At 69.3% G+C, this 24,518-nt stretch carries 21 protein-coding genes and 1 pseudogene; 10 read left to right on the plus strand and 12 right to left on the minus strand.

The features are described 5' to 3' along the window. Positions 1 to 144: 144 nt before the first annotated feature. On the minus strand, positions 145 to 981 hold the full coding sequence (gene hypB / locus ALLO2_RS19575; RefSeq protein ID WP_023841714.1) for a hydrogenase nickel incorporation protein HypB: 837 nt from the start codon (positions 979 to 981) through the stop codon (positions 145 to 147). Beyond that, a complete protein-coding gene (locus ALLO2_RS19580) occupies positions 933 to 1,343 on the minus strand; it encodes a hydrogenase maturation nickel metallochaperone HypA (RefSeq protein ID WP_011436371.1) in 411 nt (136 codons plus the stop codon). The genes hypB and ALLO2_RS19580 overlap by 49 nt, the downstream gene beginning before the upstream one ends. Positions 1,344 to 1,743: 400 nt before the next feature. On the opposite strand from ALLO2_RS19580, the gene ALLO2_RS19585 reads away from it, so the two are divergent. Then, entirely contained in the window at positions 1,744 to 2,382 is a 639-nt protein-coding gene (locus ALLO2_RS19585) for a DUF4389 domain-containing protein (RefSeq protein WP_011436370.1), read from the plus strand. 92 nt (positions 2,383 to 2,474) lie between these two features. Here the strand turns inward: ALLO2_RS19585 and ALLO2_RS19590 are convergent, their stop codons facing one another. The 6 genes from ALLO2_RS19590 to ALLO2_RS19615 all read right to left on the minus strand — a co-directional run bounded on the left by ALLO2_RS19590 (position 2,475) and on the right by ALLO2_RS19615 (position 9,021). Continuing rightward, the gene (locus ALLO2_RS19590) at positions 2,475 to 2,708 is read right to left on the minus strand and encodes a hypothetical protein (protein ID WP_023841713.1); all 234 of its coding nucleotides are present in this window, start codon (positions 2,706 to 2,708) and stop codon (positions 2,475 to 2,477) included. 144 nt (positions 2,709 to 2,852) lie between these two features. Beyond that, positions 2,853 to 4,088, minus strand: coding sequence for a beta-ketoacyl synthase (locus tag ALLO2_RS19595; RefSeq protein ID WP_035734092.1), 1,236 nt, complete (start codon positions 4,086 to 4,088; stop codon positions 2,853 to 2,855). A 53-nt stretch (positions 4,089 to 4,141) separates the two neighbouring features. Further along, positions 4,142 to 4,378, minus strand: a complete 237-nt coding sequence (locus ALLO2_RS27960) for a hypothetical protein (RefSeq protein ID WP_011436367.1) — start codon at positions 4,376 to 4,378, stop codon at positions 4,142 to 4,144. 92 nt (positions 4,379 to 4,470) lie between these two features. Further along, positions 4,471 to 6,243 carry a long-chain fatty acid--CoA ligase gene (locus ALLO2_RS19605; RefSeq protein WP_035734082.1) on the minus strand — a complete coding sequence of 591 codons (1,773 nt, stop codon included), beginning with the start codon at positions 6,241 to 6,243 and terminating at the stop codon, positions 4,471 to 4,473. A gap of 289 nt (positions 6,244 to 6,532) precedes the next feature. Then, on the minus strand, positions 6,533 to 7,558 hold the full coding sequence (locus ALLO2_RS19610) for a LysR family transcriptional regulator (RefSeq protein ID WP_023841712.1): 1,026 nt from the start codon (positions 7,556 to 7,558) through the stop codon (positions 6,533 to 6,535). 173 nt (positions 7,559 to 7,731) lie between these two features. Continuing rightward, on the minus strand, positions 7,732 to 9,021 hold the full coding sequence (locus ALLO2_RS19615; protein WP_011436364.1) for a cytochrome P450: 1,290 nt from the start codon (positions 9,019 to 9,021) through the stop codon (positions 7,732 to 7,734). A 706-nt stretch (positions 9,022 to 9,727) separates the two neighbouring features. Between ALLO2_RS19615 and ALLO2_RS19620 the strand changes: the two genes are divergently transcribed. From ALLO2_RS19620 to ALLO2_RS19640, 5 genes are all read left to right on the plus strand, one after another. Continuing rightward, complete coding sequence (locus ALLO2_RS19620) at positions 9,728 to 11,674, plus strand: AMP-binding protein (protein ID WP_084588500.1); 1,947 nt, start codon at positions 9,728 to 9,730, stop codon at positions 11,672 to 11,674. 65 nt (positions 11,675 to 11,739) lie between these two features. After that, positions 11,740 to 12,432, plus strand: a complete 693-nt coding sequence (locus ALLO2_RS19625; protein ID WP_023841711.1) for a PaaI family thioesterase — start codon at positions 11,740 to 11,742, stop codon at positions 12,430 to 12,432. Beyond that, positions 12,433 to 12,693: an acyl carrier protein gene (locus tag ALLO2_RS19630; RefSeq protein ID WP_011436361.1), complete on the plus strand. Its 261-nt coding sequence runs from the start codon at positions 12,433 to 12,435 to the stop codon at positions 12,691 to 12,693. Then, entirely contained in the window at positions 12,690 to 13,628 is a 939-nt protein-coding gene (locus ALLO2_RS19635; RefSeq protein WP_035734083.1) for a cyclopropane-fatty-acyl-phospholipid synthase family protein, read from the plus strand. Before ALLO2_RS19630 ends, ALLO2_RS19635 begins: the two co-directional genes overlap by 4 nt. A gap of 31 nt (positions 13,629 to 13,659) precedes the next feature. Then, positions 13,660 to 14,586, plus strand: a complete 927-nt coding sequence (locus ALLO2_RS19640; protein WP_035734084.1) for an acyl-ACP desaturase — start codon at positions 13,660 to 13,662, stop codon at positions 14,584 to 14,586. 280 nt (positions 14,587 to 14,866) lie between these two features. Here the strand turns inward: ALLO2_RS19640 and ALLO2_RS19645 are convergent, their stop codons facing one another. Continuing rightward, positions 14,867 to 15,682: a ferritin-like domain-containing protein gene (locus ALLO2_RS19645; protein WP_011436358.1), complete on the minus strand. Its 816-nt coding sequence runs from the start codon at positions 15,680 to 15,682 to the stop codon at positions 14,867 to 14,869. A 467-nt stretch (positions 15,683 to 16,149) separates the two neighbouring features. On the opposite strand from ALLO2_RS19645, the gene ALLO2_RS19650 reads away from it, so the two are divergent. Beyond that, positions 16,150 to 17,580 carry a hypothetical protein gene (locus tag ALLO2_RS19650; protein ID WP_023841709.1) on the plus strand — a complete coding sequence of 477 codons (1,431 nt, stop codon included), beginning with the start codon at positions 16,150 to 16,152 and terminating at the stop codon, positions 17,578 to 17,580. Positions 17,581 to 17,681: 101 nt separating this feature from the next. Here ALLO2_RS19650 and ALLO2_RS19655 read toward each other — a convergent pair whose 3' ends face one another. The 3 genes from ALLO2_RS19655 to ALLO2_RS19665 form a co-directional block, all read right to left on the minus strand. Then, positions 17,682 to 18,341, minus strand: coding sequence for a sulfotransferase family protein (locus ALLO2_RS19655; protein ID WP_023841708.1), 660 nt, complete (start codon positions 18,339 to 18,341; stop codon positions 17,682 to 17,684). A 246-nt stretch (positions 18,342 to 18,587) separates the two neighbouring features. After that, positions 18,588 to 19,076, minus strand: a complete 489-nt coding sequence (locus ALLO2_RS19660) for an Hsp20/alpha crystallin family protein (RefSeq protein ID WP_011436356.1) — start codon at positions 19,074 to 19,076, stop codon at positions 18,588 to 18,590. Between the two features lie 625 nt (positions 19,077 to 19,701). Continuing rightward, positions 19,702 to 20,646, minus strand: coding sequence for a LysR substrate-binding domain-containing protein (locus ALLO2_RS19665; RefSeq protein ID WP_011436355.1), 945 nt, complete (start codon positions 20,644 to 20,646; stop codon positions 19,702 to 19,704). 64 nt (positions 20,647 to 20,710) lie between these two features. On the opposite strand from ALLO2_RS19665, the gene ALLO2_RS27855 reads away from it, so the two are divergent. The 3 genes and pseudogenes from ALLO2_RS27855 to ALLO2_RS26630 all read left to right on the plus strand — a co-directional run. Further along, positions 20,711 to 20,842 (plus strand): hypothetical protein, encoded by a 132-nt coding sequence (locus ALLO2_RS27855; RefSeq protein ID WP_255353890.1) that lies wholly within the window; start codon positions 20,711 to 20,713, stop codon positions 20,840 to 20,842. A gap of 33 nt (positions 20,843 to 20,875) precedes the next feature. Further along, positions 20,876 to 23,110, plus strand: coding sequence for a catalase/peroxidase HPI (gene katG, locus ALLO2_RS19670; RefSeq protein WP_035734086.1), 2,235 nt, complete (start codon positions 20,876 to 20,878; stop codon positions 23,108 to 23,110). A gap of 1,106 nt (positions 23,111 to 24,216) precedes the next feature. Continuing rightward, positions 24,217 to 24,518, plus strand: a pseudogene (locus tag ALLO2_RS26630) (GntR family transcriptional regulator); the annotation flags it as partial.

Genomic DNA, 24,518 nt, shown 5'->3' on the forward strand with positions numbered 1-24,518 from the left:
AGTCCCCCTTCGGCGGAGCCGTGGCACCACCCCTGGGGACGATGCCCACCGTACTGTAACCACATGTAACTACGCATTATGGCTATATGCAGTTACGAGAACACTCGTAGCTATTCTTCGACGGGTTGCCCGGGTGCCGCGGCCTCAAACACCGTGAGACGGCCCGCTCGACCGCGGGCGGTGGCCGGCACCCCGCTCGGCGCGCAGCCAGGCGTACCACTGGCCCAGGCCAGGCCCCGGCCTCAGACCCGGCCCCGATCCCGGGGTCGCGCGGACGCGCAGTACGTCGACCCGGGGATTGATCCGGTGAACCTGCGCCTCGTACCGCGCGACCTCAACGTCGAGGTAGGGCAGCAGGTCGCACTTGGTGAGCAGGACGAGATCGGCAGCCGCGAACATGTGCGGATACTTGGTCGGCTTGTCCTCGCCTTCGGTGACGGACATCAGCACCACCCGGGCTCGCTCGCCCAGGTCGAACAGCGCCGGGCAGACCAGATTGCCGACGTTCTCGATGAACACCATCGAATCCTCTGCTGGTTCGAGCTCACGCAGCGCACAGTCGATCATGGCCGCATCGAGGTGGCAGCCACGGCCGGTGTTGATCTGGACGACGGGAGCGCCCGTGGACCGGATGCGCTCGGCGTCGCGGATACTCTCCTGATCACCTTCAACCACCGCGATCGGCACGCCCACGCCGAACTCGCGGACGGTCCGCTCCAGCAGCGTCGTCTTGCCCGATCCCGGCGAGCCCATCAGGTTGATCGCCAGCACGTCACGGGCGAGCAGGCGGCGGCGGTTCGCCTCGGCGAGCATGTCGTTCCTGGCCAGCATCCGCTCCTCGACAACCACGGTGCGCGACGTGGTCCCCCCGTCAGGCGCGTGGCCGGCAAGCGCCGGGCCGGGACCGACGGGGTCGACCCCGTCGAGGGAGGTCAGCCGGGGCGGCGCCGCGACGTCGTCACACCCGCAGGTTCCACACATCCCACATCACCTCCGCCGCTCGGCACGGGTGTCACCTCGACCGTAACGATCATCAGCTCGTCGCCACCGACCACCTCGACGTCGGCGCTGCCGCACGGGCAGAGCACCAGGAGCAGGCGATCGTCGGCCTCGAACGTGGCGCCGCACCGCCGGCAACGGGCACGGCCCGGCGGTTCGTCGATCTCCAGGCGAGCGCCTTCGACCGGCGTGCCCGCTGCCACCAGGTCGAAACAGAATCGGACGGAGTCGGGCACGACGCCGGACACCCGCCCGATGACCAGGTGAACCGCCGTGGCCCGCGCTGCCCCGATCCGTTCCACGATCGTGTCCACGACGTTCTGGGTGATCGCCAGCTCGTGCATCCACGGCTCCTCGGGGCCCGGGCAGCCCCACAGAGCACCCCGCTCGCGGCCGGCCCGTCGGTCTCCCTACCCGCCCGGGGTCGGGGACTACCGCCCGGTGTCGGGGACAGTCCTCTCGGGCGGCCTGACAGATCATGGCCGTCGTCATCGCGCTGACAGCCTCCCCTTCTCGATATCCCCTTCTCCATAAAGACGACAAGACTGCGCAAAAGAATATATTCCGCACCAATCTTGCTGGTGGCAGGGGTGGCGGCAAGGAACACCGTCAGCCGGATGGTTCGCCGTGGCCGCCTCGGTCCGATCCGACCGAAAAAGGGGGACTCATGGCTCTCTCGCACCCGGCACCGCTGACCGAAAATAAGCCGGCAGGACGAGGTTACCGATTTACCAGGGAGCAGCCATGACCGACCAGGGGACATTTAGCGTAGAGCCGCGGCACCCCGGCCATCCGGTGTCCTTCGAGATCGACTACCCGACAGGGGAGCGCGATCGACTCACCGTGTTCTTTCGAATTATCACGGTCATCCCGATCGCGGTCGTCCTCGCGGCGGTCGGCGGTACGGGATACGGCAGAAACAGTGCGATGTTCGGCGGCGGGCTGCTGTTCTTCGCTCCCCTGCTGCTGATTCTTTTCCGGCAGAGGTACCCGCGGTGGTGGTTCGACTGGAATGTCGCTCTACTGAGTTTCACGAACCGGGTCGTGGCCTATCTCACCCTGCTGCGGGACGAATATCCCTCGACGGAGGACGAACAGGCCGTCCACTTGACGATTCCCTATCCGGACGCCGCGCGTCTGAACCGCTGGCTGCCCCTGGTCAAGTGGCTGCTGGCGGTCCCGCACTACATCGCGCTGTTCTTCCTGTATATCGCGACGGTGGCGGCGATGATCGTCGGCTGGTTCGCCGTGCTCCTCACCGGACGCCTCCCGCGGGGACTGTTCGACTTCGTCGTCGGCGTGCTGCGCTGGACGAACCGGGTGGTCTGCTACGCGGTCATTCTGACCACGGACGACTACCCACCGTTCCGACTGCGGCCCTGAAAGGCCGTGGGTGACGGCACGGTTCCGAGGGTGGACAACCGACAGTGGGGTTCGGGTCGGCGGACGCCGTTGTCCGACCGGCCCTCGACGGATCAAGCTACGGCGGATGCCGCAGGCGCGGCCATCCAGGTCAGATCGGCCACGGTGACGACGAGTCGGCGGGCGACGTCGTCGGGCGACCGCCCCGCCTCCAACGCCTCCCGAATGGCCACCCCACGTGCTGTGCGCAGATCCAGTCTGCGCGGATGGTCAGCCCACATCAGATCATCTGCCAACGCGGCTCGCTCGAGCGGATCGGACACCTGCAGTACCTGTTCGTAGGACATCACGGGCCAATGGTTACGGCTAGTCGGATCTTTGGCAACATGTGCATGGCGACTTTCTGAGCATCGTGCGCACCCGATGCTCCCGCCATGGCCGTCCGGTGTCCGCTCGGGCAGACGTACCGACCACGGCGAGGCGACCGACGGTCAGGGCCAGGGGGTGAAGGCGAGGCAGACATCGTGGCCGCCGAAGCCGAACGACGTCGACAGCGCCGCGCCGGTCCGGATCGGCCTGTTGTCCATCGTCACCACGTCCAGCGTGATCTCGTCGTCGATCGCCTCGAGGTTGCGGGTCGCCGGGACCGTCCGCTCCCGCAACGTCAGCACGCAGAGCAGCGCCTCCACCGCGCCGGCCGCGCCCAGCAGATGTCCGGTCATCGACTTCGTCGACGTCACCGCGACACCGTCGAGCGCCGCGCCCAGCGCGCCGCGCAGCGCACGGCTCTCGGCGAGATCGCCAGCCGGTGTCCCCGAGGCATGCGCGTTCACGTGCACCACGTCCGCCGGGTCAAGACCGGCGGCGTGCAACGCCCGGCGCACGGCCCGCGCCGCCCCGGCTCCCGTCGGGTCGGGGGCTGCGACGTGATAGGCGTCGGCGCTGACCCCAGCGCCGGCCACGGTCGTGTAGACCCGGGCGCCGCGGGCGCGGGCGTGCTCGGCGGCCTCCAGGACGAACATCCCGGCACCCTCGCCGAGCACGAATCCGTCCCGGACTTTGTCGAACGGCCGGGACGCCGACTCCGGCGGGTCCTCACGGCGGGACAGCGCCTGCATCTGCGCGAATCCCACGAGCGGGAGCGGATGGACGGCGGCCTCCGTGCCACCGGCGACGGCGACATCCGCTCGACCGGCCTGGATCAGGTCGACGGCGGTGGCAATGGCCTCCGCACCGGACGCGCAGGCGCTCACCGGAGCGTGCACCCCGGCGCGGGCACCGAGCGCGAGACCCACCGCCGCGGCCGGTCCGTTCGGCATGAGCATCGGCACCAGGTGCGGGGACACCTGGCGCGCCCCGCGCTCCCGGAACACGTCGTACTGGTCGAGCAGGGTGGTGAGGCCGCCGACCCCGGAACCGACGACGACGGCGAAACGTTCCGGCTCCGGCGTGGGGGTGCCCGCGTCGGCCCAGGCTTCCCGGGCTGCGACGAGGGCAAGCCGCTGCCCCCGGTCGAGCGTGCGTGCCTCCACCCGGCCAAGCTGCGGCTCGACGGCCACCGGCGCGGCGATGCGGACCGGCAGCGACTGCGCCCACGGCTCATCGAGCCGGCGGATCCCGGATCGGCCGGCCAGCACGCCGCTCCACGTCGACGCGACGTCGCCGCCGAGCGGTGTCGTGGCCCCGAGACCGGTGACCACCACCTGCCGCGCCGCCTGCCGGCCCACCGCCTGCCTGGCTGTCGTCCGCCCGTTCGCCGTCGGGTCGGTCGTCTCGATGCTCACGCGACGCCTCCGGGAGTGAGGCTCAGCGGCAGCGACGTCAGGCCCCGCTGGATGAGGCGGCTCAGCAGGTCGTCAACGACCTGCTCGGCCCACGGCCGCATCCCCTCGATCGTGCGCGGGGTGAACGCCTTGCTCACCAGGCCGCGCAGCCGGGTGTGGCCGGGCGGTTCCATCTCCGGGTCGGACCGTGCGGGCCAATCCGGTGCTCCCAGGGACGGTGCGGCGGAATCCACGTGCGGCTCCGTTTCGATGCGCCGAGATCCAGGCGGGCGGNGGNCAGTGCCGGACCGGTGCCGGGGCCAGGTGCCGGACCGGTACCGGGCGGTCAGGACGCGTACAGCTCCTCGATCTCCTTGGCGTTCTCCTCCTCGATCACGGCACGGCGAAGCTTCAACGACGGGGTGAGCTGGCCGCCCTGGATGGTGAAGTCGTGGCTCAGGAGGCGGAACTTCCGCACCGACTCGGCCCGCGAGACCTGCGCGTTCGCCGCGTCGACCGCGGCGCTGACCTCGGCGACCAGCCGAGGGTCGGTGTGGGCGGCGGCCTCGTCCAGCTTGTGACCGCCTCGCCGGGCCCAGGCCTGCACGGCGGCCCGATCGAGGGTCACGAGGGCCGTCACGAACGGCCGGTTCTCCCCGATCACTATGGCGTTGCTGACCAGCGGGTGCAGCCGGATGCGGTCCTCCAGCGGTGCCGGCGAGACGTTCTTCCCCCCGGTGGTGATAATGATCTCCTTGATTCGACCGGTGATGTGGAGATACCCGTCGTCGTCGAGCCGACCGAGGTCACCGGTGCGCAACCACGGCTCGTGCGCGCCCGTCCGATCCGGCCAGTAGCCCGGCGAGACCTGCGGCCCAGCCACCAGGACCTCGCCCTCGTCGCTGATCGCGACGGTGGTCGCCGGCAGCGGACGGCCCGTGCTGCCCGGCCGGTCGAGCCCGGGAGCGCTGATGCTGACGGCCGTCGAGGCCTCGGTCAGCCCGTAGGCGCCGAGGACGTGCACCCCGACCCCGGTGAGGAACTCGGCGGTGGAGGGGTCGAGCGTCGCTCCCCCGCACACGACGTGGCGCAGGCGCCCGCCGAACGCCGCGCGCAACCGGCGGTACACCAGCCGGTCGAACAGCGGAGCCTGAAGCCGCGTGACGAGCCCCAGGCCGCCCTGCCCACGCCGGGCCCGACCCAGCACGCAGGCGGTCCGTTCGGCCGCGGCGAACAGGCGCCCCGAGAGTCCGCCCGCCGCCGCCGCCCGCGCGCCCTTGCGCATCTTCTCCAGCGCCGACGGAACGGTGATCAGGAAGGTGGGGCGGAAGGTGCGCAGCGCCGGGACGAGGCCCCCGGGGTCCGGCAGCAGGGCCGTCCGCACTCCGGCCCACAGACACCCGATCATGGTCACACGCCCGAACACGTGCGAGAGCGGAAGGAAAAGAATGGTACTGGCCGAGCCGGTGGCCGGACGCATCACCGGGTCCAGCCGCTCCACCGAGTTGACGGCGGCGGAGAAGACGTTCGCGTGGGTCAGCAGGCAGCCCTTCGGCACGCCGGTCGTCCCGCTGGTGTAGACGATTGTCGCGAGGTCGTCGGCCCGGACCGTGTCCCGGCGGCGGAGCACCTCGGACTCCGCGACGGACTGACCGGCGGTGCCGAGTGCCGACACGGCCTCGTCCAGCGACCAGACGCGCGTCGCGGGAAGACCCGCTGACAGGACCAGGCGCTCGTGGTCGGGTGTCTCGACGAAGCACCACGAGGCCTTGGAGTCACCGATGATGTGGTCGACCTGGTGGGCCGAGGAGGTCGGGTAGACGGGGACGGTGACCGCGCCGATGCTCCAGATCGCGAAGTCGGCAACGGCCCAGCCGTAACCGGTCCGACCCATGATCGCAACCCGGTCGCCAACCCCGACGTCGTGCGCCACCAGGCCCCTGGCGACGGCCGCGACGTCGAAGCAGAACCGGCCCGCGGTCACATCGCGCCAGCCTCCGTCCACCTGATGGGCCAGAACCGGCCGGTCGGCGACCATGGCGACCTCAGTAAGGACGGCGGCGGCCAGCCCTCGGTCGGCGGGCAGCTCAGTACCTCCGGGCACCCGCAGAATGTTCACAGTTGATCCCCTGATCCCCGTTCCCGGACGCGCACAGGTCAGCCCGGATGGTCGACGAAAAATCCCCTATTAAATGCGATGGAAAAGACGATGACAAAGACGTTCCGACATCGCACCCATCACTCCAAATGGCACCGCGAGTGGAACGGGACAAGCCCGGCCGCTTCTTCATGCTAACCGTCTTCCCAGCCCATGTGAATGGGTACGGACGTCGCTGTGGAGCTGACCGCGATGGTTTTCTCTGATCGATCCATTGTTCAGGCCTGCCGATCTTCAGGCCTGCCGGTCTTCAGGCCTGCCGGATCAGCGAGCACGCACCGGCGGTCACCGAGGTCAAGGCCGCGGGCGTGCTCCGCGGCCTTGGTGCCGGGCCGGTCGCCGGCTCGTCCGACCTGGACGGATCCAGGGACGGCGGTCCCAGGAACGGCCCGGCGGCGTCGAGGCTGTTGAGGAAGGCCGTGACGACGGGCTGCGGATCCGGACGCCAGACCGCGTACGCGCCGACAGTCGGTACCGGGTCGACGAGCCGCACCGCGACGGGGCCCTTCGTGGGCACATGCGCGCCGCGATCCGCCGACGCGAAGGCCACCACCGGCCTGGTCGTGACGACGATGCCGGTGGCGCCGGAGTCGTCGACCTCCTCTGCCACACTCAGGCGGATGCCACAGCGGTCGGCGGCGGCGAGGATAGCGTCGTGCATCGCCGGGCTCTGTTCCCGGCGGAACAGCACGCATCCCTGGCCCGCCAGCTCCCGGAACGAGACCTGGCGACGGTCCGCCCACGGATGGTTTCGCCCGACGAGCGCCACCAGCGGCACGGTGAAGACCCGATGGGACCGCAACTGGGCCGCGAGAGGCCCGGCGAACACGAGCGCGACGTCGAGTTTTCCCGCGGTGAGGGCGGACAGCTGGGGGCCGCTGCGAGCCTCCCAGAGAGTGGTCGAGACGTTCGGGTAGTCAGCGTTGAGCCGTAGCAGGGTGGGTTGGAGGACCCGTTCCCCGGCGGGGAAGTTGAACCCGATGGAGATCCGACCGGTCCGGCCGGAAGCGGCCTCCCTGGCCGCCCGGACCGCCTGTCGTGCCTGTTCCAGCAGACGTCGTGCCTCCATCTCGAAGGCCCGGCCCGCCGGGGTCAACCGGACCTCCCGGGAGGTCCGGTTGACCAGTTCGACACCGATGTCACGTTCGAGACGCTGGAGCTGCTGACTGAGAGAGGGCTGGGCCAGATGGAGCCTGGCCGCGGCCCGGCCGAAGTGGAGTTCTTCTGCGATCGCCAAGAAAGAGACGAGGTATCGGAAATCGATCTTGCTCTCCATGGTACCTCCCGCGGACACGCTAGCGATCCCGAAAAACTACGGGTGAATACGGCGTGTGGAGATACGGAAGGTACGGTGTAAGATTCGCCCGACGTGGCATCCACCACGCCTCCGACCTGGCACTTGACTTCGAGCAGAATATCAGAAGCGGCTCGATCCGCGACTTTGCGGCACTATCCCCGGAAGCGGACGGGGAGCTCCGCCAGTCCTCGGATGAGCAGGTTGGATTTGTAGGGCGGCGAATCGACGAGAAGCTCGGCGGACCGGACCCGGTGGAGGAACCCCGCCAGGAAGATCTCCATCTCGAGCAACGCCAACGGCGCGCCGAGGCAGTAGTGGTGACCGAGGCTGAACGACAGGTGCCGGGACGCGCCGGAGCCTGCCACGTAGCGGCGCACATCGAGACGGTCCGGGTCGTCGAATGCCTCCGGATCACGATTGGCGCAAGCGATCAACGCCACCACACCCTCACCCGGGGAAAAGGTTCGGCCACCCACCGTCATCTCCCGGGTCGCTGCCCGGGTGTTGAGGTGGATCGGGGAGTCATAGCGTAGCAGCTCGTCGACGGCGGGCCGGATGAGATCCGGTTCGTCGCGCAGCAACGCCGTCTGGTCGGGGTTACGCAGCAACGCCAGCGCCCCGTTGCCGACCAGGTTGACCGTCGTCTCGTGGCCGGCAATCAGCAGGGTCACGCAGGTGCCGAGCAGTTCGTCCTCGGTCAGCCGATCACCCTGCTCCTCGACGGCAGCCAGCGCGCTGAGCAGATCGTCGCCACCGCTGCGGCGGCTGCGCGCGACCAGCGCACGGAAGTAGGCGAGAAACTCGGGGATGGCGTCGTTACGCTCCGCCAACGCCTCCGGAGACATCAGGACGTCCGGGTCGAACGCCCTGGCCAACGCCTGCGACCAGATCTGGATGATGCCGTGGTCGGCCGCCGGCACCCCGAGGATCTCACAAATGATCGTGAGTGGCAGCGGGTACGCGATCGTCTCGATGAGGTCGAACTCTCCGGCCCGCAGCGCGGTGTCGAGCAGATCGTCGACGAGGGCGGTGATACGCGGCCGCAGATCGGCGACCCGACCCGGGGTGAACGCCTTACTCACCAGGCCGCGCAGCCGGGTGTGGTCCGGCGGCTCCATCCACAGGAACGTCGCCGGGAACTCCTCGGCGGGCAAGGTGGGATGCAGCTGGTGGGCCTCCTGATCGTGCCCCCAGCTCTGGTTGGACAGTACCGCTACACAGTCGTCGTGCCGGGTGGCGACCCGCAGTCCGAACGGCGTCTCGTGCAGCCGGCCGGCTGCCCGCAGGCGCGCATAGAGCGGATAGGGATTCGGCCTGTTCGCGGGATCGAACAACGCGGCCAGCAGATCAGGCGCCTGGTCCGGGAGCGGTTTCCCGTGGTCGGCCGCGACGCCGGTACCGGCGTCCGCCCCGGCGAATACGGAATCGGTTGTGACTGCCATGACGTGCTCCTCATCGTCGGTCCGACGAATGCCGGCGCGGGTGGTGCCACGGAGCTCGGTTCACGGTGGGTCTCCACCTGGAAGCGCCCCGGGACCTGTGCGTTCAGGCCACCTGCCCGGAGCCTGATCGCGGCGGTGAGAAATGAGGGAATGGAGGCGATGGATGGGATGAGTAAGGACGGTGGCGGCGGGNGGGGACCCTCAGTTCCGTTCCCGAGTCTTGTCTCCTGACCCTTGTCTCCGGATTCCGGCCGGACACGGGAAACTTGCTTCGGTCGCGGTCGCGGTCGCGGTCGCGGTCGCGCGCCGAGCCGGCGACCCGGCGACCCGGCGAGGTGATCGGTACATTTGATACCACCAGGACGACACCCAGGTGAACTCCCAGGAAACCATCGGATGAATTTTCCGACCGCCGGAACGATTCGGTGATGTATTGTCGGCCCTGATGGATCAATAGATTACCTAAATTTTTGTTGACGAACGACCACCATACCCACGAGCCTTTTCCTGCCGCCCGCGGCATTCATCAGCACATCCGATCATCAGTACACCCGACGGACAGAGATCAGTACACCCGACGGGCGAGTACACCCGACGGGCGGCCCGATCGGCTGCTGTTCGGCCGCCGTCGCCTCGGTGCCGGCCGGGCCCCATCCGTCGCACGGACGCGGAAGACACCCGGACGCGGAAGACAGGAGCGCGGATCATGCCTGCCATCCGGAGCGAGGTCACCTCGCCCACCTCCGCCATCTCGCCCATGTCTCCGACTCTCCATCCGCGGCCGGGCCCCCCACGGTCGGCGACGACCGGCGGGCCGACCCACGCGACCCACGGCAGCCACCCGACCGACCCGACCGGCACGACCGACGCTCGCGGGCACCATGAGCCGCTCGACGCCGAGACGTTGCACGACGCACTGGACGTCGCGGCCGCCCGGCATCCCGACACGCCCGTCACGTTCCCGTCCACCCACGAGGTGATCTCGCTGCGGGACCTCGCGGCCACCTCCCGGATCATCGCGGCCGCGCTGACGACGGACGGGGTCCAGGCCGGCGAGCGGGTTGGGGTGCTGGCCGCGAACTCGGCCGAGTTTCTGCTCGCGCTCTTCGCGATCAGTCGGGCGGGCGCGGCGGCCTGTCCGCTGCCACTGCCGACCACCGCGCACGACCTCAACGGCTATGCCGACCGGGTCTCGCGCACTACGGCGGCCGCGGGCATCCACCGGGTGGTCACCGGCGGCCGAGTGTCGGCCATCCTGCGCCGCACGGCCGACCGGCTCGGCGGACTCCGGTTCCNCCCCGCGGCTGACCTGGTCCGCGACGTCGGTCCCGCCACGCCCACACGCCAGCCACATCCGGGTCCCGAATGCCCGGTGGGTGCGGTGGGTGCGGTGGGTGCGGACGACGTCGCGATCGTGCAGTTCACCTCCGGCAGCACCGCGGCCCCGAAGGGCGTGGTGCTCAGCCACCGCGCCGTGCTGTGCGGCATCCGCGCGATCATCGACGGCATCCGGCTCGGTGAAGGCGATCACGGCGGAATCTGGTTGCCGCTGTTCCACGACATGGGGCTGTTCGCGACCCTCAGCGCGATCATGACCGGCATCCCGATGACCGTCTGGTCCCCGGCGGACTTCGTCCGTGACCCCGCCGGCTGGCTGCGCTCGTTCCTCGCCAGCGGCGCCACGATCTCGCCGGCGCCGAACTTCGCCTACGACGACCTCGTCCGGGCGATCGACCCAGACGAGGTACCCGGGCTGGACATGCGCCGGTGGCGCGTCGCGCTGAACGGAGCCGAGCCGGTCTCCGCGGTCGGCGTCGAGCGCTTCCTCGACCACTTCGCGCCGGCCGGGTTCGCCCCCACGGCGATGTTCCCCGTGTANGGGANGGCCGAGGCCNCCCTGGCCGTGGCCTTCCCGCCGCTGGGCCGCGCCCCCGTGGTCACCTGGGTCGACCGGGACCGACTCGCCGCCGAGGGAATCGTGACGGAGGTCCCGCGCGAGCATCCGCGCGCCAAGGGGCTGGTCGCCGTCGGCCGGCCGGTCCGCGACATCCGGATTCGCATCGCCGACCTGCACGGTGACGTCCTGGCCGATCCGCTCGGCGACGGTCTGGCGCCGAGCCTGCGGGTGGGCGAGATCCAGATCCGGGGTGGTTCGGTCACCTCGGGCTACCTCACCGCGGGGGGCCTGACGACCGGGGGCTTCACAGCGGACGGCTGGCTGCGCACCGGCGACCTCGGCTTCCAGCGCGGCGACGATCTGTTCGTGACCGGCCGGGACAAGGAAATGATCATTATACGCGGCGTGAACTACTACCCCGAGGACGCCGAAGCGGCGGTGCGTGACCTTCCGGGCGTGCACCGACGTCGCGTCGTCGCCTTCGGCTCCCCCGACCAGCCGGACGCCGCCGGCAGCCCTCCGGACGCCACCGGAGCGAAGGCTGCCGGCGGCGTCACGGTGGTCGGCGAGACCGCGCTGACCGAGCCCGCGGACCGAGCCCGACTCGCGACCGACCTGCGGATGGCGGCGACTGCGGCGCTGGGGCTGTCCACGGTGACGGTGCGTCTGGTCGAGCCCGGCGCGCTGCCCCGCACCTCCAGCGGCAAATTCCAACGGCTGGCGGTACGCGACCTGGTCGGGCGCGGCGTGCTCTGACCCGCAAGCCCAGCGTCCAATTCCGCACACCCACCGCGTTCCGCGCCCATCGACCAGGGAGCCCGATGCACAGCCACCTGATGACGCCGAGCCCTGACGGCCCGCGGGAAGCCGACGATCCGGAGGACTACCTGAGCGTGCCGTGGTCCGTGCTCGCGGACTATCGGTGTTTCGGCTGCTCGCCGCACAATCCGCACGGGCTGCAACTACGCTTCTCCGCCCACGCCGACGGCATCTCGACCCGTTTCCGGCTCGAACGCCGGCACGAGTCCTATCCCGGCGTCGTGCACGGTGGCCTCATCGGAGTGATCGTCGATGAGACGATGGGCAATCTGATCGTGCTGCAGGTCGGGCTCACCGCGTTCACCACCGCGCTGCGGGTACGCTACCTCGCCCCGCTGAGCGTCGGCGCCGAATACCGCTGCGTCGCCCGGCTGCGCGGCGTCCCGGATGCTACCCCCGGCCGCGGGGACGCGGCACCGGTCGGCGGCACGGCCGGCGGCACGGCCGGCGGCGTAAGCGGCGGCAGAGCAAACGGGCTGGTGCACGCCGAGGCCGAGCTCCTCGACGAGGCCGGGACGCTGCTCGCGACCGCAAGCGCGACCTACCGCCCGACCCCGATGGACACCGCCCGGGACCGGATGATGCTGAATCCGACCGAGGCCGACCGCGTCGCGCAGGCGCTGGCGGCGACGCTCACCAGACCACCGGCCACCGGGTCCACCGCCGCCGGCCTCCCCACCTCAGAGGAGCACTGAATGTCCGTGTCGTATACGGAGATCGTCACCACCGTCACCGCCATCGTCGCTCGTGAGCTCGGCATCCCGATCGAGGACCTGGCTGCGGACGCCGATCTGCGCTCCGTGGAGGGTGCGGACTCGGTGAAGGTGCTCCGGATGATCGCCCGGGTGGAACGCGAGTACGACGTCGAGCTCGAGGACGATGACGTCTTCTCGGCGGTCACCGTCGCCGAGGTCGCCGACGTCGTCCAGGCTGCGCTGCAGGTGCAGGCCGCATGAGCTCGCCCGTCACCACCGCGCCGGAGGCGGCGGCGGGCCTCGCCACCGAACCCACGACGAGCACCGAACCCACGACGAGCACCGAACCCACGACGAGCACCGAACCCACGACGAGCGACACCAATCAGCACTACGACCTGCCGCCCGAGGTCTTCGGCCTGTTCCTCGATCCCCTGCGCAAGTACAGCTCGGGTCTCTACCGCACGGAGCACGACACCCTCGAGCAGGCGCAGATCGCCAAGCTCCACTTCGTCGCCGATCGGCTCGGCCTGCGCCGCGGTGGTCGCGTCCTCGACATCGGATGCGGTTGGGGCTCGCTGACGCTGTTCATGGCGGTCGAGTACGAANCCGAGGNCGTCGGGGNCTCCCCCGCAGGGCGACAGCACGCCTACATCGCGCAGCGAGCCGCCGAGCTCGGCGTGAGCGACCGCGTCACCACGATCCAGGGCCACTTCGAGACGGTCGAGCTGCCCTCGGGGAGTTTCGACGCGGTGACGATGCTCGGCTCGATCGTGCACATGCCCGACCTCGATGTCGTGTTCCGGCGGGCCCGGGCGCTGCTGCGCCGCGACGGACGGCTGTACGTGTCGGAAAGCTGCTTTCGCAACGCGGCCACCCGGGCGGCGTTCGACCATCGGGAAGGGACCGAGTTCGTCCGCGCATCGATCTTCGGCTGGGGGGACATGCGGCCGCTGTCCGACCTCGTCGCCGGCGCCGAGGACGCCGGTTTCTCCCTGGCGAGCCTCGACGATCTCACCGACGACTACCGGCGCACCATCGACGACTGGCTGGTGAACGTCGACGCGGCCGCGGAGCGGATCGACGCGATCCGCCCGGGAACGGCCGCGACGCTGCGCCGCTATCTGGAGGTCGCGAACGCCGGCTGGGGCTACACCACCAAGCACTACGCGCTGGTGTGCCGCAAGGCACGCTGACCGCCGCCGAGCGAGGAACGGGATCCACATCATGACGGCATCCGACATTCTCCGGCCGGCGTTCGGCCAGGCCCGCGGCGTCGAACCACCGCGAGCCCCCGCACGCCCGGCCCTGGCGCCGCTGCTTCCTCCCGCCGAGGTCGAGGCGGCCGTCATCGCCTTCCACCAGGCGGGTTCCNCCNCCCGCCGCTTCGACGTCGAATCGACGTTCGCCTGGGAGAACGCCGACGCCGGTCGGCTCACCGAGGGACAGCGCTCCGCGGTCCGGTTCATCACGTTGATCGAGGACCACCTGCCCGGCTACTTCGGCGTGTACGAGCGGGCCTTCCCGCTGAACCCCGACGTCGACGTCGAGACCTTCGTGCACAACCGGGAGCTTTACCACTTCACCGTGCGTTGGGCGCAGGAGGAGGACAGCCACGCCCGGGCACTGTTCCGCTACCAGGTCGCCGCCGGCATCGCCGATCCCGACGAGCTGCGGCGGGAACTGGCGACCGAGGGGCGCAAGCACTTCGAACTGCCGCACGACCACGCGGTCTCGCTGTTCGCCTACGCCCTGGTCCAGGAGAAGGCGACCCAGCTGTACTACCAGCAGCTGCGGGCGGTCGTCGGCGATCCGGTGTTGGCCGATCTGCTGAACCGGCTCGCCAAGGACGAGGCCCGGCACTTCACCTTCATGGCCGACATCGTGGAACGGTACCTGCGCCGCCACGGCGACGCCGTCATCGAGCCGATCCGGGAGGTTATCGCGCACTTCCGGATGCCACTGGCCGACACGATCCGGGGTTACTGGCGCTGGGCCCTGCGGATCGCCGAGACTGCCCGCTACGATCACACCGACGCCTACCCGCACCTCATCCGAGTGGTCAACCGGGCGGTCGACGTCCGCACCGACAAGGTCGACGAACTGGTTCGCTTCGTCGACGCCTGCCGGTCGACGACCCTGGACACCCCGTAGGTCCCTGCCAGGACCAGCGCAGCAGCAGTGGCCGTCCCACGAACCGGCGGCCGGTGAATTTGCGGGAGCTGAGCGCGGTCCGCGATCCCTGGACCGTGCTCAGCTCCCCACGACTCGGCCGCCACACGATCACGCGCACGATCACGCGGACGCGTCCCGGCTGGGACGCGTCCGCGTGGATGGCCGCACGGGAAACTACCGGATCCGTTCGTGACAGGCCCGGTACCGGCAAACCCGGCACCGTCAGGCCCGGTACTGACGAACTCGATCGCCGAAGCGGTCAGGGCATCGCCTCCACCAACGCCTGCCGGATGTCGGAGTTCCGGTTGAACTCCCGGCCGAGAACGCTGCCGAGCGCCTTGCGGATCTTCACTTGGAGCTGTTCCAGCGTATCCGGCTCGGAAACCCGCAAGAACACCTCGAACGCGGTGTCAATGGTCTCGTGGCCCTGAAGATCCTCGAGCAGGCGGTGCTTGAACTCCCCCACCGGATGCTTGATCCGGTTGTTCGACATGTAGAAGTGGAACGTCTCCAACACGGACACGAGCTCGTGCGGATTCCGCTCCAGCCGGCGCTTCGCGAAGTACATGAACTCCCGGGCATGACCGGCCTCGTCCCGGCTGGCGCGCAGCATGAGGTCCGCCAGCACCGGCTCGCGCACCCACTCCGACATCGTCCGGTAGACCGTGTTCACCGTCATCTCCGAGATGACGTTGGTGATCAAAGTGGCGCTCGGCGTGGTGCCCGGCACGTAGGGCTCGCGCAACGCCTCGATCCGGCGCTGGTCGATCTGGGCGTCCACCGCCTGCAGCCACGCCCGGAAGGCGTAGTGGTGCTGGAGCTCCTGGTAGCCCCAGATGTTCACGAAGGCAGAGCAGTCGTAATCGTCGGTGAACTCGTTGAGAAAGCCGTGCACCGCCGCGATGGAGGTGGCCTCACCCATGACCGCACCCTTGACCAGCGCAATATACTCGGGCTGGACAAGATCCCTGCGGATCTCGTCCAGCGGCAGGTCGACCAGCTTCCACTGCAGCCGCTCATAGTGCTGGAATACGTCAAAGCTGTGCGCGTTCTCGATGGTGTCGGAGGTCGCCATGCTGGAATCTCCCCTGGCCCGGTCCCGTCGACCTGTGCGGACTCGTTTCTATTTCACCACAGTTGGTTCGACAATATCAACGGCCAGTCATTACGTCATCCCATCGATCGATGGGAACAGGCTATGGCGCCCACGACGAAGTCCTTGGATTTTTATGATGTTCTCGCCCAGGATTCCGGGAAGATTAACCCACGAGTCGATCCGGCGGGCCGCCAATACCTCATGGCTNCTCTGGCTCCATGAACCTGCTCCAGGCACCTGCTCCATGCACCGCGCGAGAGACCGGGCAAGAGGGAGTTCATGTGACACCTGCTGCGCACGCTGCTGACGCGGGTCGAGAAGCTGGAGCTGCCTGGAGCCGCTCAGCGACAGCCGCCAGGACAAGCCGAACGTCAACTTCCGCGGCCCTGACGGACTCCCGGCCGCCCCGCGGCAGCCGGGGGCACGCCGTCGTCCTCGGCGCCGGGATGGCCGGGCTCCTCGCGGCCCGGGTGACGGCCGAGTTCTTCGACCGGGTGACGATCATCGAACGAGACGACCTCACCACCGAGGGTACTCGCCGCGGCGTCGCGCAGGGATCCCATCTGCACGCCCTCACCGAACGAGGCCGGTTGTGCCTGGAGGAGCTGTTCCCCGGGTTCACCGACACCGTGACCGGCCACGGCGCGCCTCGCGCCCACATGCTCGTCGAGACCCGGTGGTACGTCCGCGGGCGGCGATTGTACCCCACCGACACCGGGCTCACCTCCCTGCTGGCGAGCCGGCCGCTGCTGGAGAGCGTGCTGCGGGAGGCCGTACTCGCCCGTTCCCAGGTCCGCCTGCTGCAGCGGGTGCGCGCCGTTGGGCTGGTGGGCCGGCCCGGCCCGGGCGGTCCGGACGAACCCGGCCGGATCGTCGGGGTCCGGGTCGAACGCCTCGACAGTGGCCCGCGGCCGGACGACGCCCGAGTCAACGGCACCCAAGCCAACGGCACCCGGCCCGACAGCAGCACCTGGCCCGGCGGGGTACGCCCTGCGGATGCGCACCTCGACGGCGGCGAGGTCATCGAGGCGGAGCTGGTCGTCGACGCGACCGGCCGCGGCTCCCGGGCAGCGGACTGGCTCGCCGCGCACGGGCTGCCCGTGCCCGTGCGCGAGCAGGTCGACGTCGACCTCGGCTACGCATCCCGCGTCTACCGGCGACGCGCGAGCGACCTCGACGGCCAACGTGCGGTTATCATCTCGACGATCCCCGGGCTGCGCGGCGGTGGCGCCGTCGCGCAGGAGGACGATCGGTGGATCGTCACCCTGGCCGGCATGCTCGGCGAGCATCCGCCCACCGACCCGGACGGGTTCGCCCGCTTCGCGGCAACCCTGCCCGCTCCCGACATCGCCCGGCTCATCGCCGACGCCGAGCCGCTCGGGGATCCGACCCCCTACCGCTTTCGCGGATCGGTGCGACGCCCGTACGCACGCCTGCGCGAGCCCAGCGCCGGCTTCGTCGCCCTCGGGGACGCGGTGTGCAGCCTCAACCCGCTGTACGCCCAGGGGATGACGGTCGCGGCCCAGCAGGCGCTGGCGCTGCGGGACGCCCTGCGGGACACGCCGGACGCGCTCGGCCCACCCGCCGCCCGCACCGACGCCGATCTGCCCCGGCGGTTCTTCACCGCCGCGGCCGTTCCCGCCGACTTGGCCTGGGCTCTGGCCACCGGAAATGATCTAGGATACCCACAGGTGCAGGGGCGGCGCACCCCGCGGATCAGGCTGGTCAACGCCTATCTGCCCCACGTGCACGCCGCCGCGCATACCGACCCGGTGGTGGCCCGGGTGTTCATGCGAATCATCAATCTGGTCGAACCGCCGTCGGCCCTGCTGCGACCGGACGTCCTCACTCGGGTGCTACGCGCCCGCCGCTCCTGATCCTCCACGCCGGCGGCCGGCTCCGGGTGCCGTGGGATGCGCACGTGCCCGGGACCGCGCCGGGCCGGGAATCCCCGCCTCAGCCACCGAGCTGGGCGGGTTCACGGCTGGACACCACTCGCGCTCATGGCCGCGACGACACGTTCACGGTGTTTCGCCGCGTAGGCTTCTCGATTGTTCAGTCGGGGGAACTGTTCCCCCGGAACCGGCACACCGAGGAAGTCGCACAGGGGCCCCCACCCCTGGGCGACGTCGAATACCAACAGACGGTCGGCTGAGATCTCGCGTTGCACCGCGGCATTGTGCTCCGCGAAGACCTGTAGGGCGTGGTCCTTGTCTGCGAAACACCCCTTGAAGACACCGTCCCACACCACCAGATTCATCATGGTGATCACGCGCATGGCTTCCGCGCTCATTCGCGCCGGTCGGTTCGATATCGCCTGGAACAGTGTGCTCCGCGCACTGTCATACCACTTTTCCGGGTCGCGAACCGTAAGAATCACTCGAGCCGACGGGTAGTGGTCCGCAAGCTCCCGCCAGAACCGGGCTCCCGGCCAATCGACTGTCGATCTGTACTGGCCGTACAGCGAGTCCCAGTCCACAGGAGCGCCTTCAGCGGCACTCGTCCATGCGGCAATGGTCTCTCGGTGCGCGAGGACCTCGTCCATGTGATGACAAGGGCCGTAACCGAGCTGTTCGAGGGCCAACTTGAGCGAAAGCGTTCCGGTGCGCCCGAAGCCCGCACCAATGATGTTGATCATTTCCCTCCTCCGTAGACAACGGATGCAACATTAACGACCATTCCGTTGCGAGTCCAGAGGGAATTTTAATAATCTACCATTCTGGTAGGGATTGTGTAGTTGTAAGTATCCTAACTGCCCACACCCGGTTGTCCGGTGTAGTTTTATGGAGGATTCAGGATTCAGGATTCACCACGGCGCCGCGGCCAGGCGGGCACGGCCTCCGCCGGGGATAGCGGACACGCGGGCAGCGGCCCCGCCGCCGGGTCAGCTGCCGCCGCCACTGCCGCCGGTGACCTCGATGTGCCTGGGCTGACTCTTCCTGGACTTGGCGAGCCGGATCGTCAGCACCCCGTCGTCCAGCGACGCACTGACCGACTCCGGGTCCACCTCGCCCGGCAGCACGATGCGATGTTCAAACCTGCCCACCCGGCGGGTCTGACGGCGTAGCACGCCCTTCCGTTCCCGCTCCTTGATCTCACCGGTGACCCGAAGCTCGTTATCCTGCAGGTCGATCGAGACATCGCGGCCGCGCACCCCGGGGAGCTCGAGTTCGACGATGTAGGCATCGTCGGTCTCCTCGATGTCGACCGGGATGACGGCGGCGGCCAGCAGTCCCACCGGTCGGCCTTCCGCGCCACCGACGACCTCATCGAGCAGGCTTCCCATCCGGGTCCAGGCGTCCTCGATCTCCCGGAACGGATCCCACCTGATCACCGGGGCCGGACGTTGGCTGCTTCGCACCGGAAATGCCATGATGTTCCTCCACTCGTCAATATCATTTCGACATCATTCGATTCGACCACACAATCAGCTGTTATCGGTCAAACACTTCCATCGCCGTCTCCCTGGTCGTCGGCGGGTAAATCGGCCGCGGCGGGAAACACTGACCACTGCTTCGGGGTTGTTCCGCAACCGCCGGAACGGTGAACAACCGGCGCGACCTCTCCGGGACGGCCACCGCCTGGGCACACAGCACCCGGGCAGGTGTGGAGGCCGCGAAGCACGGCGGTCCCGCCATCCCCTCGAATCAGTTTTCCTCATCAAGACGAGCCGGCGGGACCCTGGCCCTGTCCGCTGACGGACAATGAGCCCAAAGTCCTTCTGCCCAGCTCCGCCCGCACGAAACCACAGCCGGGCGACGGTGCGGGCATCGCGGCATCCCGCCCTGCCCCGGCTGGTCGCGCGGCTGAACGCACTCCCAGGGGCTCCTCGAGCACCTCGGCGACCAGCCCGCGATCGTGACCACGCTGCAGGAATGGCATGACATCCTCGCGGCTGTCAGCCGGCAATCCGCCGAGACGGATCCGCTGCCAGTGGCACAGTGGCGTGCGCTCGCGGCCGGCCTGCCGCGTTCCCCGGAGCCCGCCGAGGGCGCGCGTCAGACCGCCGCGGCCGGCACCGGGGCGAGGGCGAGACCCGTCCCCGGCAGGGCGGCCCGCACCTCGGCGGCGAGCAGGTTCCAGTCCGTCACGCGGGCCGAGGTCAAGCGGTAGGCCAGGCCGACGCGCCGGTGCGGCGCGGGCCGGCGGAACGTGGCGACGGCCAGGCCCCGCCCCTCGCCGACCTCGACTCCGACAGCGGCGGCGGGGACGAGGGTCAGCCCCAGGCCACCGGCGACCATCTGGACGATCGTCGACAGGCTCGCCGCACGCAGGGTGGAACGCTCCCGTGCCCCTGCCTCCCGGCAGACCTCGAGTGCCTGGGCCCGGAAGCAGTGCCCGTCCTCCAGCAGGAGCAGGTCCTGCCCGCCGATGGCTGCGACCGGCACGGCAACGCCACCCGCCAGCGGGTGCTCCGCGGGGGTGACGAGGACAAAGTCCTCGTCGTACAGCGGGATCTCGGCTGTCCCCGGCTCATCGGTGGGCAGAGCGAGCAACGCGAGATCGAGCGCACCGCCGCGCAGCTCCGCCAGCAGGGTGGCCGTCTGAGACTCCCGCAGCCGCAGCCGCGCCTGCGGCCACCGTTCCCGCAGCGTCGGCAGCAGCTGTGGGAGCAGGTAGGGGGCCACCGTGGGGATGACCCCAAGACGGATGTCACCGACCAGGGGTTCCCGGGCCCGGATGGCCAGTTCACCGATGTCGTCGACGGCACCCAGTACCCCCCGGGCCCGCCGGACGATCTCCTCCCCGAGCCCGGTGAGCAGGACGCTGCGGGTGGTGCGTTCCACGAGCTGGACGCCCAGGGTGCGCTCAAGCGCCGCCACCGCGCTGGACAGCGTCGGCTGGCTGACGTGCAGGGCCGCCGCGGCGCGGCCGAAGTGCCGGTGATCGGCCACTCCGACGAGGGCGCGCAGCTGGGCCAGGGTCGGGTGCGGACTAGCCATAGATTGAGGCTATCAAAGTTGCGGAATTTTTCGATTTCTCTTCCGAGTCGCCGACCGTGACAGTGTGACAGTTATGACAGTGGAGTCATCCCTGCGCGGCTTCTCGATCGACGAGGCCGTCAACGAGGCCATCAACGACGGCCGCGGCCATCTACTGGGGCCGGCGCCCCGGCTGTTCCACCGCACGCGTTCCTGATCGCTCCTGATCCGTCTATGCCCGGAGGGTCCCATGTCCGAGAACCATGACGCAGTCGTGTACAACACGAACGCGGAGAACGGCGGTGGCTGCCCGGTCGCGCACAGGCGCGCCCCNCACCCCACCCAGGGCGGCGGAAACCGCGGCTGGTGGCCGAACCGGCTCAACCTGAAGATCCTCGCCAAGAACCCCGCCGTGGCCAACCCCCTCGGCGGGGAGTTCACCTATGCCGAGGCCTTCCGGACCCTCGACCTCGCCGCCGTGAAGCAGGACATCGCGGCGGTGCTGACTACCTCGCAGGCCTGGTGGCCGGCCGACTACGGTCACTACGGCCCGTTCATCATCCGGATGGCGTGGCACAGCGCGGGCACCTACCGCATCAGCGACGGTCGCGGTGGTGCGGGTGCCGGCCAGCTGCGTTTCGCTCCCCTCAACAGCTGGCCGGACAACGCGAACCTCGACAAGGCTCGCCGCCTGCTGTGGCCGGTCAAGAAGAAGTACGGTCAGAAGATCTCATGGGCCGATCTGATGATCCTCGCCGGCAACGTCGCCCTGGAGTCGATGGGCTTCGAGACCTTCGGCTTCGCCGGCGGTCGGGTGGACGTCTGGGAGCCTGACGAGGACGTCTACTGGGGCCCCGAGACCACCTGGCTCGACGACGAGCGCTACACCGGCGACCGGGAGCTCGAGAATCCCCTCGCCGCCGTCCAGATGGGTCTCATCTACGTCAACCCGGAGGGCCCGAACGGCAACCCGGACCCGATCGCCGCGGCGCGCGACATCCGCGAGACGTTCCGCCGGATGGCGATGAACGACGAGGAGACGGTCGCCCTGATCGCCGGCGGCCACACCTTCGGCAAGACCCACGGCGCGGCCAACCCGGACGAGCACGTCGGCCCGGAGCCCGAGGGCGCCCCCATCGAGGAGCAGGGCTTCGGCTGGACGAGCACCTTCGGCACCGGCAGGGGTGGGGACACGATCACCAGCGGGCTTGAGGGTGCGTGGACGAACNCCCCGGTGAGCTGGGACAACAGCTTCTTCGAGATCCTGTTCAGCTACGAGTGGGAGCTGACGAAGAGCCCCGCCGGTGCGAACCAGTGGAAGCCGAAGGACGGTGCCGGTGCCGGCACCGTCCCCGACGCCCACGACGCAGCGAAAAGCCACGCCCCCACGATGCTGACGACGGACCTCGCCCTCCGGTTCGACCCGATCTACGAGCCCATCTCGCGGCGCTTCCTGGAGAATCCGAGCGCGTTCGCGGACGCGTTCGCCCGGGCGTGGTTCAAGCTGACGCATCGTGACCTGGGGCCGGTCGCGCGCTACCTCGGCCCGGAGGTCCCGACCGAGACGCTGCTGTGGCAGGACCCGCTCCCGGCGGTGGCCCACGAGCTCATCGACGCCGCGGACGTCGCCACTCTCAAGGGTCAGATCCTTGCCTCGGGCCTGTCGGTCTCCCAGCTGGTCTCCACCGCGTGGGCGTCGGCCTCGACGTTCCGCGGTGGTGACAAGCGCGGCGGCGCCAACGGTGCGCGCATCCGCCTCGAACCACAGCGCGGTTGGGAGGTCAACGAACCCGACCAGCTGGCGGCGGTCCTGCGCACGCTGACGAGAATCCAGGAGGTCTTCAACGCCGCCCAGACCGGCGGCAAGCAGGTCTCACTCGCCGACCTGATCGTGCTCGCCGGTGGTGTTGCCGTCGAGCAGGCCGCCGCGAACGCCGGCTTCGACGTCGAGGTCCCCTTCGCACCGGGACGTACCGACGCGTCGCAGGAGCAGACCGACGTGGAGTCGTTCGCGGTGCTCGAGCCGACGGCGGACGGGTTCCGCAACTACCTGGGGAAGGGCCACCGCCTGCCGGCTGAGTACCTTCTGCTCGACCGGGCGAACCAGCTGACCCTGAGCGCCCCCGAGCTGACGGTCCTCGTCGGTGGTCTGCGGGTCCTGGGCGCCAACTACCAGCAGTCGCCGCTCGGCGTCTTCACCGCGACCCCCGGGTCGCTGACGAACGACTTCTTCGTCAACCTGCTCGAGCTGGGCACGACGTGGAAGACGACGTCCGAGGACGCGAACACCTTCGAGGGCCGCGATGCCGCCACGGGCAAGGTCAGGTGGACCGGCAGCCGCGCCGACCTCGTCTTCGGTTCAAACTCCGAACTGCGCGCGCTCGCGGAGGTCTACGCGAGCGACGACGCGCGGGAGAAGTTCGTGCACGACTTTGTCGCGGCGTGGGTCAAGGTGATGAACCTCGACCGGTTCGACCTCGTCTGATCCTGGTTCACCTCGCCCGATCCTGACGTCCAGGTCGGCCCGTGCCGGGCCACCTGGACGTCCTCGGTCCCGTCGCCATGGGCCTGAGGACGTGACGGTCGTGACGGTCGTGACGGTCGTGACGGTCGTGACGAGCTCGTCCGCCGAACAGGTGCCGGCGGCCGATCGGCGTGACAGGCGTCACCAGCACCCCCATACCTTCAGATAATCGACTGATCCTGCTAGACAGAACCAGTACCCGGGGAAACCTCGACGTCGCAGTACGATCCCGCGGGGACGACCATGATCCTTTGTGATCCCGTGCCGCCCCTGCCGGAACGGCTCCCTCCCGCCGCCCAGGCCGTCCAGCCGCTGTCCCGGCCACGCTCCCCGTTCCCGTACTAAGCCGGGGGTCAACGGCTCTCGCCTTCGAAGATCTCCCTCACCGCCGCCGCGCGCGGGACGAGCGGTAGCGTGCGCGCCGCCAGCCTTCCTCTGGACACGCCTGGCGACTGGCCCGCGCGCCCACCCGAGGCACGGGAGAAACCCTCGGCATCCGGTCTCCTCGATCCCCTGCTGCTCTCTGTGCCCAGCCCTGGGCCGGCGACCGCCACGGTTCGGCGCACCGGCTGCCGTTGCACCGTTCGTCTCCCTCCCCCTCGACACGGAGGTCGAGGCGGCGGTCACCGTGCGACGCGTAGGTCGACAACTCACTGTAGTCGACTCCGAGCTCGGATCGGCGGGATCCCGGGCGAGCGTGCTTGTGCGTTTTCTCGTCTCGCGCCTCACCGTCCATTGACCCCTTCAAGGACGCGCTGGTCAACGCCTGTTCGAGGGACCAGACGGAGCGGGGACCGCGGCAGTCCGGTCGAGCGCGCCCGCACCCGGGCCGAGTCGGTCAGGTCGACATTTTTATTAACTCTGCGTAACAGAATGCGGAATACAACGTGGTCCTTCACCGCCCCGGACCGGAGGACCACCCCCATCGCTGCCACAATGCGACTTCGTAAGCACGGTTCGTAGTCAGACGGCACCAAAGACCACTAGCCACACATCCGACATCGCAGTCCGGAGTCTGGGGAATACCAGATTCCGGACAGCACGATCATCAGGGGAATCAAGAGATCATGACGTTAACGCATCCGACCGAGACGCCGACGAGCCTGATGACCGGGCATCCGGTTCGGCTGGCCCGCCCGGGGGAGACGGACGACCGCGAGTCGCGCCCCGCCCGGGACACCACCACGACAATCACCCGAACCGGCACCCCCGGCATCGGCGGCATCACCGCCACCGGCCCCGGCCACCCCCTACCCACCCCCCTGCTAGCCACCAACCGCGTCGGCCAACACGTCCGCGTCCCCAAGACCGCCGAACTCGTCGCCGCCCACCTACGCCGCCAGATCGTCCGCGGCGAACTCCAAGAAGG

Source organism: Frankia sp. Allo2 (assembly GCF_000733325.1).
Taxonomy (GTDB): domain Bacteria; phylum Actinomycetota; class Actinomycetes; order Frankiales; family Frankiaceae; genus Frankia; species Frankia casuarinae.

Bases quoted from the DNA above. Each gene is read 5' to 3' on its own strand.
- ALLO2_RS19610 (WP_023841712.1), bottom strand. From the start codon at position 7,558: ATGGAGAGCAAGATCGATTTCCGATACCTCGTCTCTTTCTTGGCGATC.
- ALLO2_RS19590 (WP_023841713.1), bottom strand. From the start codon at position 2,708: ATGTCCTACGAACAGGTACTGCAGGTGTCCGATCCGCTCGAGCGAGCC.
- hypB (WP_023841714.1), bottom strand. From the start codon at position 981: ATGTGTGGAACCTGCGGGTGTGACGACGTCGCGGCGCCGCCCCGGCTG.
- ALLO2_RS19585 (WP_011436370.1), top strand. From the start codon at position 1,744: ATGACCGACCAGGGGACATTTAGCGTAGAGCCGCGGCACCCCGGCCAT.
- ALLO2_RS19660 (WP_011436356.1), bottom strand. From the start codon at position 19,076: ATGGCATTTCCGGTGCGAAGCAGCCAACGTCCGGCCCCGGTGATCAGG.
- ALLO2_RS19615 (WP_011436364.1), bottom strand. From the start codon at position 9,021: ATGGCAGTCACAACCGATTCCGTATTCGCCGGGGCGGACGCCGGTACC.
- ALLO2_RS19650 (WP_023841709.1), top strand. From the start codon at position 16,150: ATGGCCGGGCTCCTCGCGGCCCGGGTGACGGCCGAGTTCTTCGACCGG.
- ALLO2_RS19625 (WP_023841711.1), top strand. From the start codon at position 11,740: ATGCACAGCCACCTGATGACGCCGAGCCCTGACGGCCCGCGGGAAGCC.
- ALLO2_RS19665 (WP_011436355.1), bottom strand. From the start codon at position 20,646: ATGGCTAGTCCGCACCCGACCCTGGCCCAGCTGCGCGCCCTCGTCGGA.
- ALLO2_RS19645 (WP_011436358.1), bottom strand. From the start codon at position 15,682: ATGGCGACCTCCGACACCATCGAGAACGCGCACAGCTTTGACGTATTC.
- ALLO2_RS19580 (WP_011436371.1), bottom strand. From the start codon at position 1,343: ATGCACGAGCTGGCGATCACCCAGAACGTCGTGGACACGATCGTGGAA.
- ALLO2_RS19630 (WP_011436361.1), top strand. From the start codon at position 12,433: ATGTCCGTGTCGTATACGGAGATCGTCACCACCGTCACCGCCATCGTC.
- ALLO2_RS19655 (WP_023841708.1), bottom strand. From the start codon at position 18,341: ATGATCAACATCATTGGTGCGGGCTTCGGGCGCACCGGAACGCTTTCG.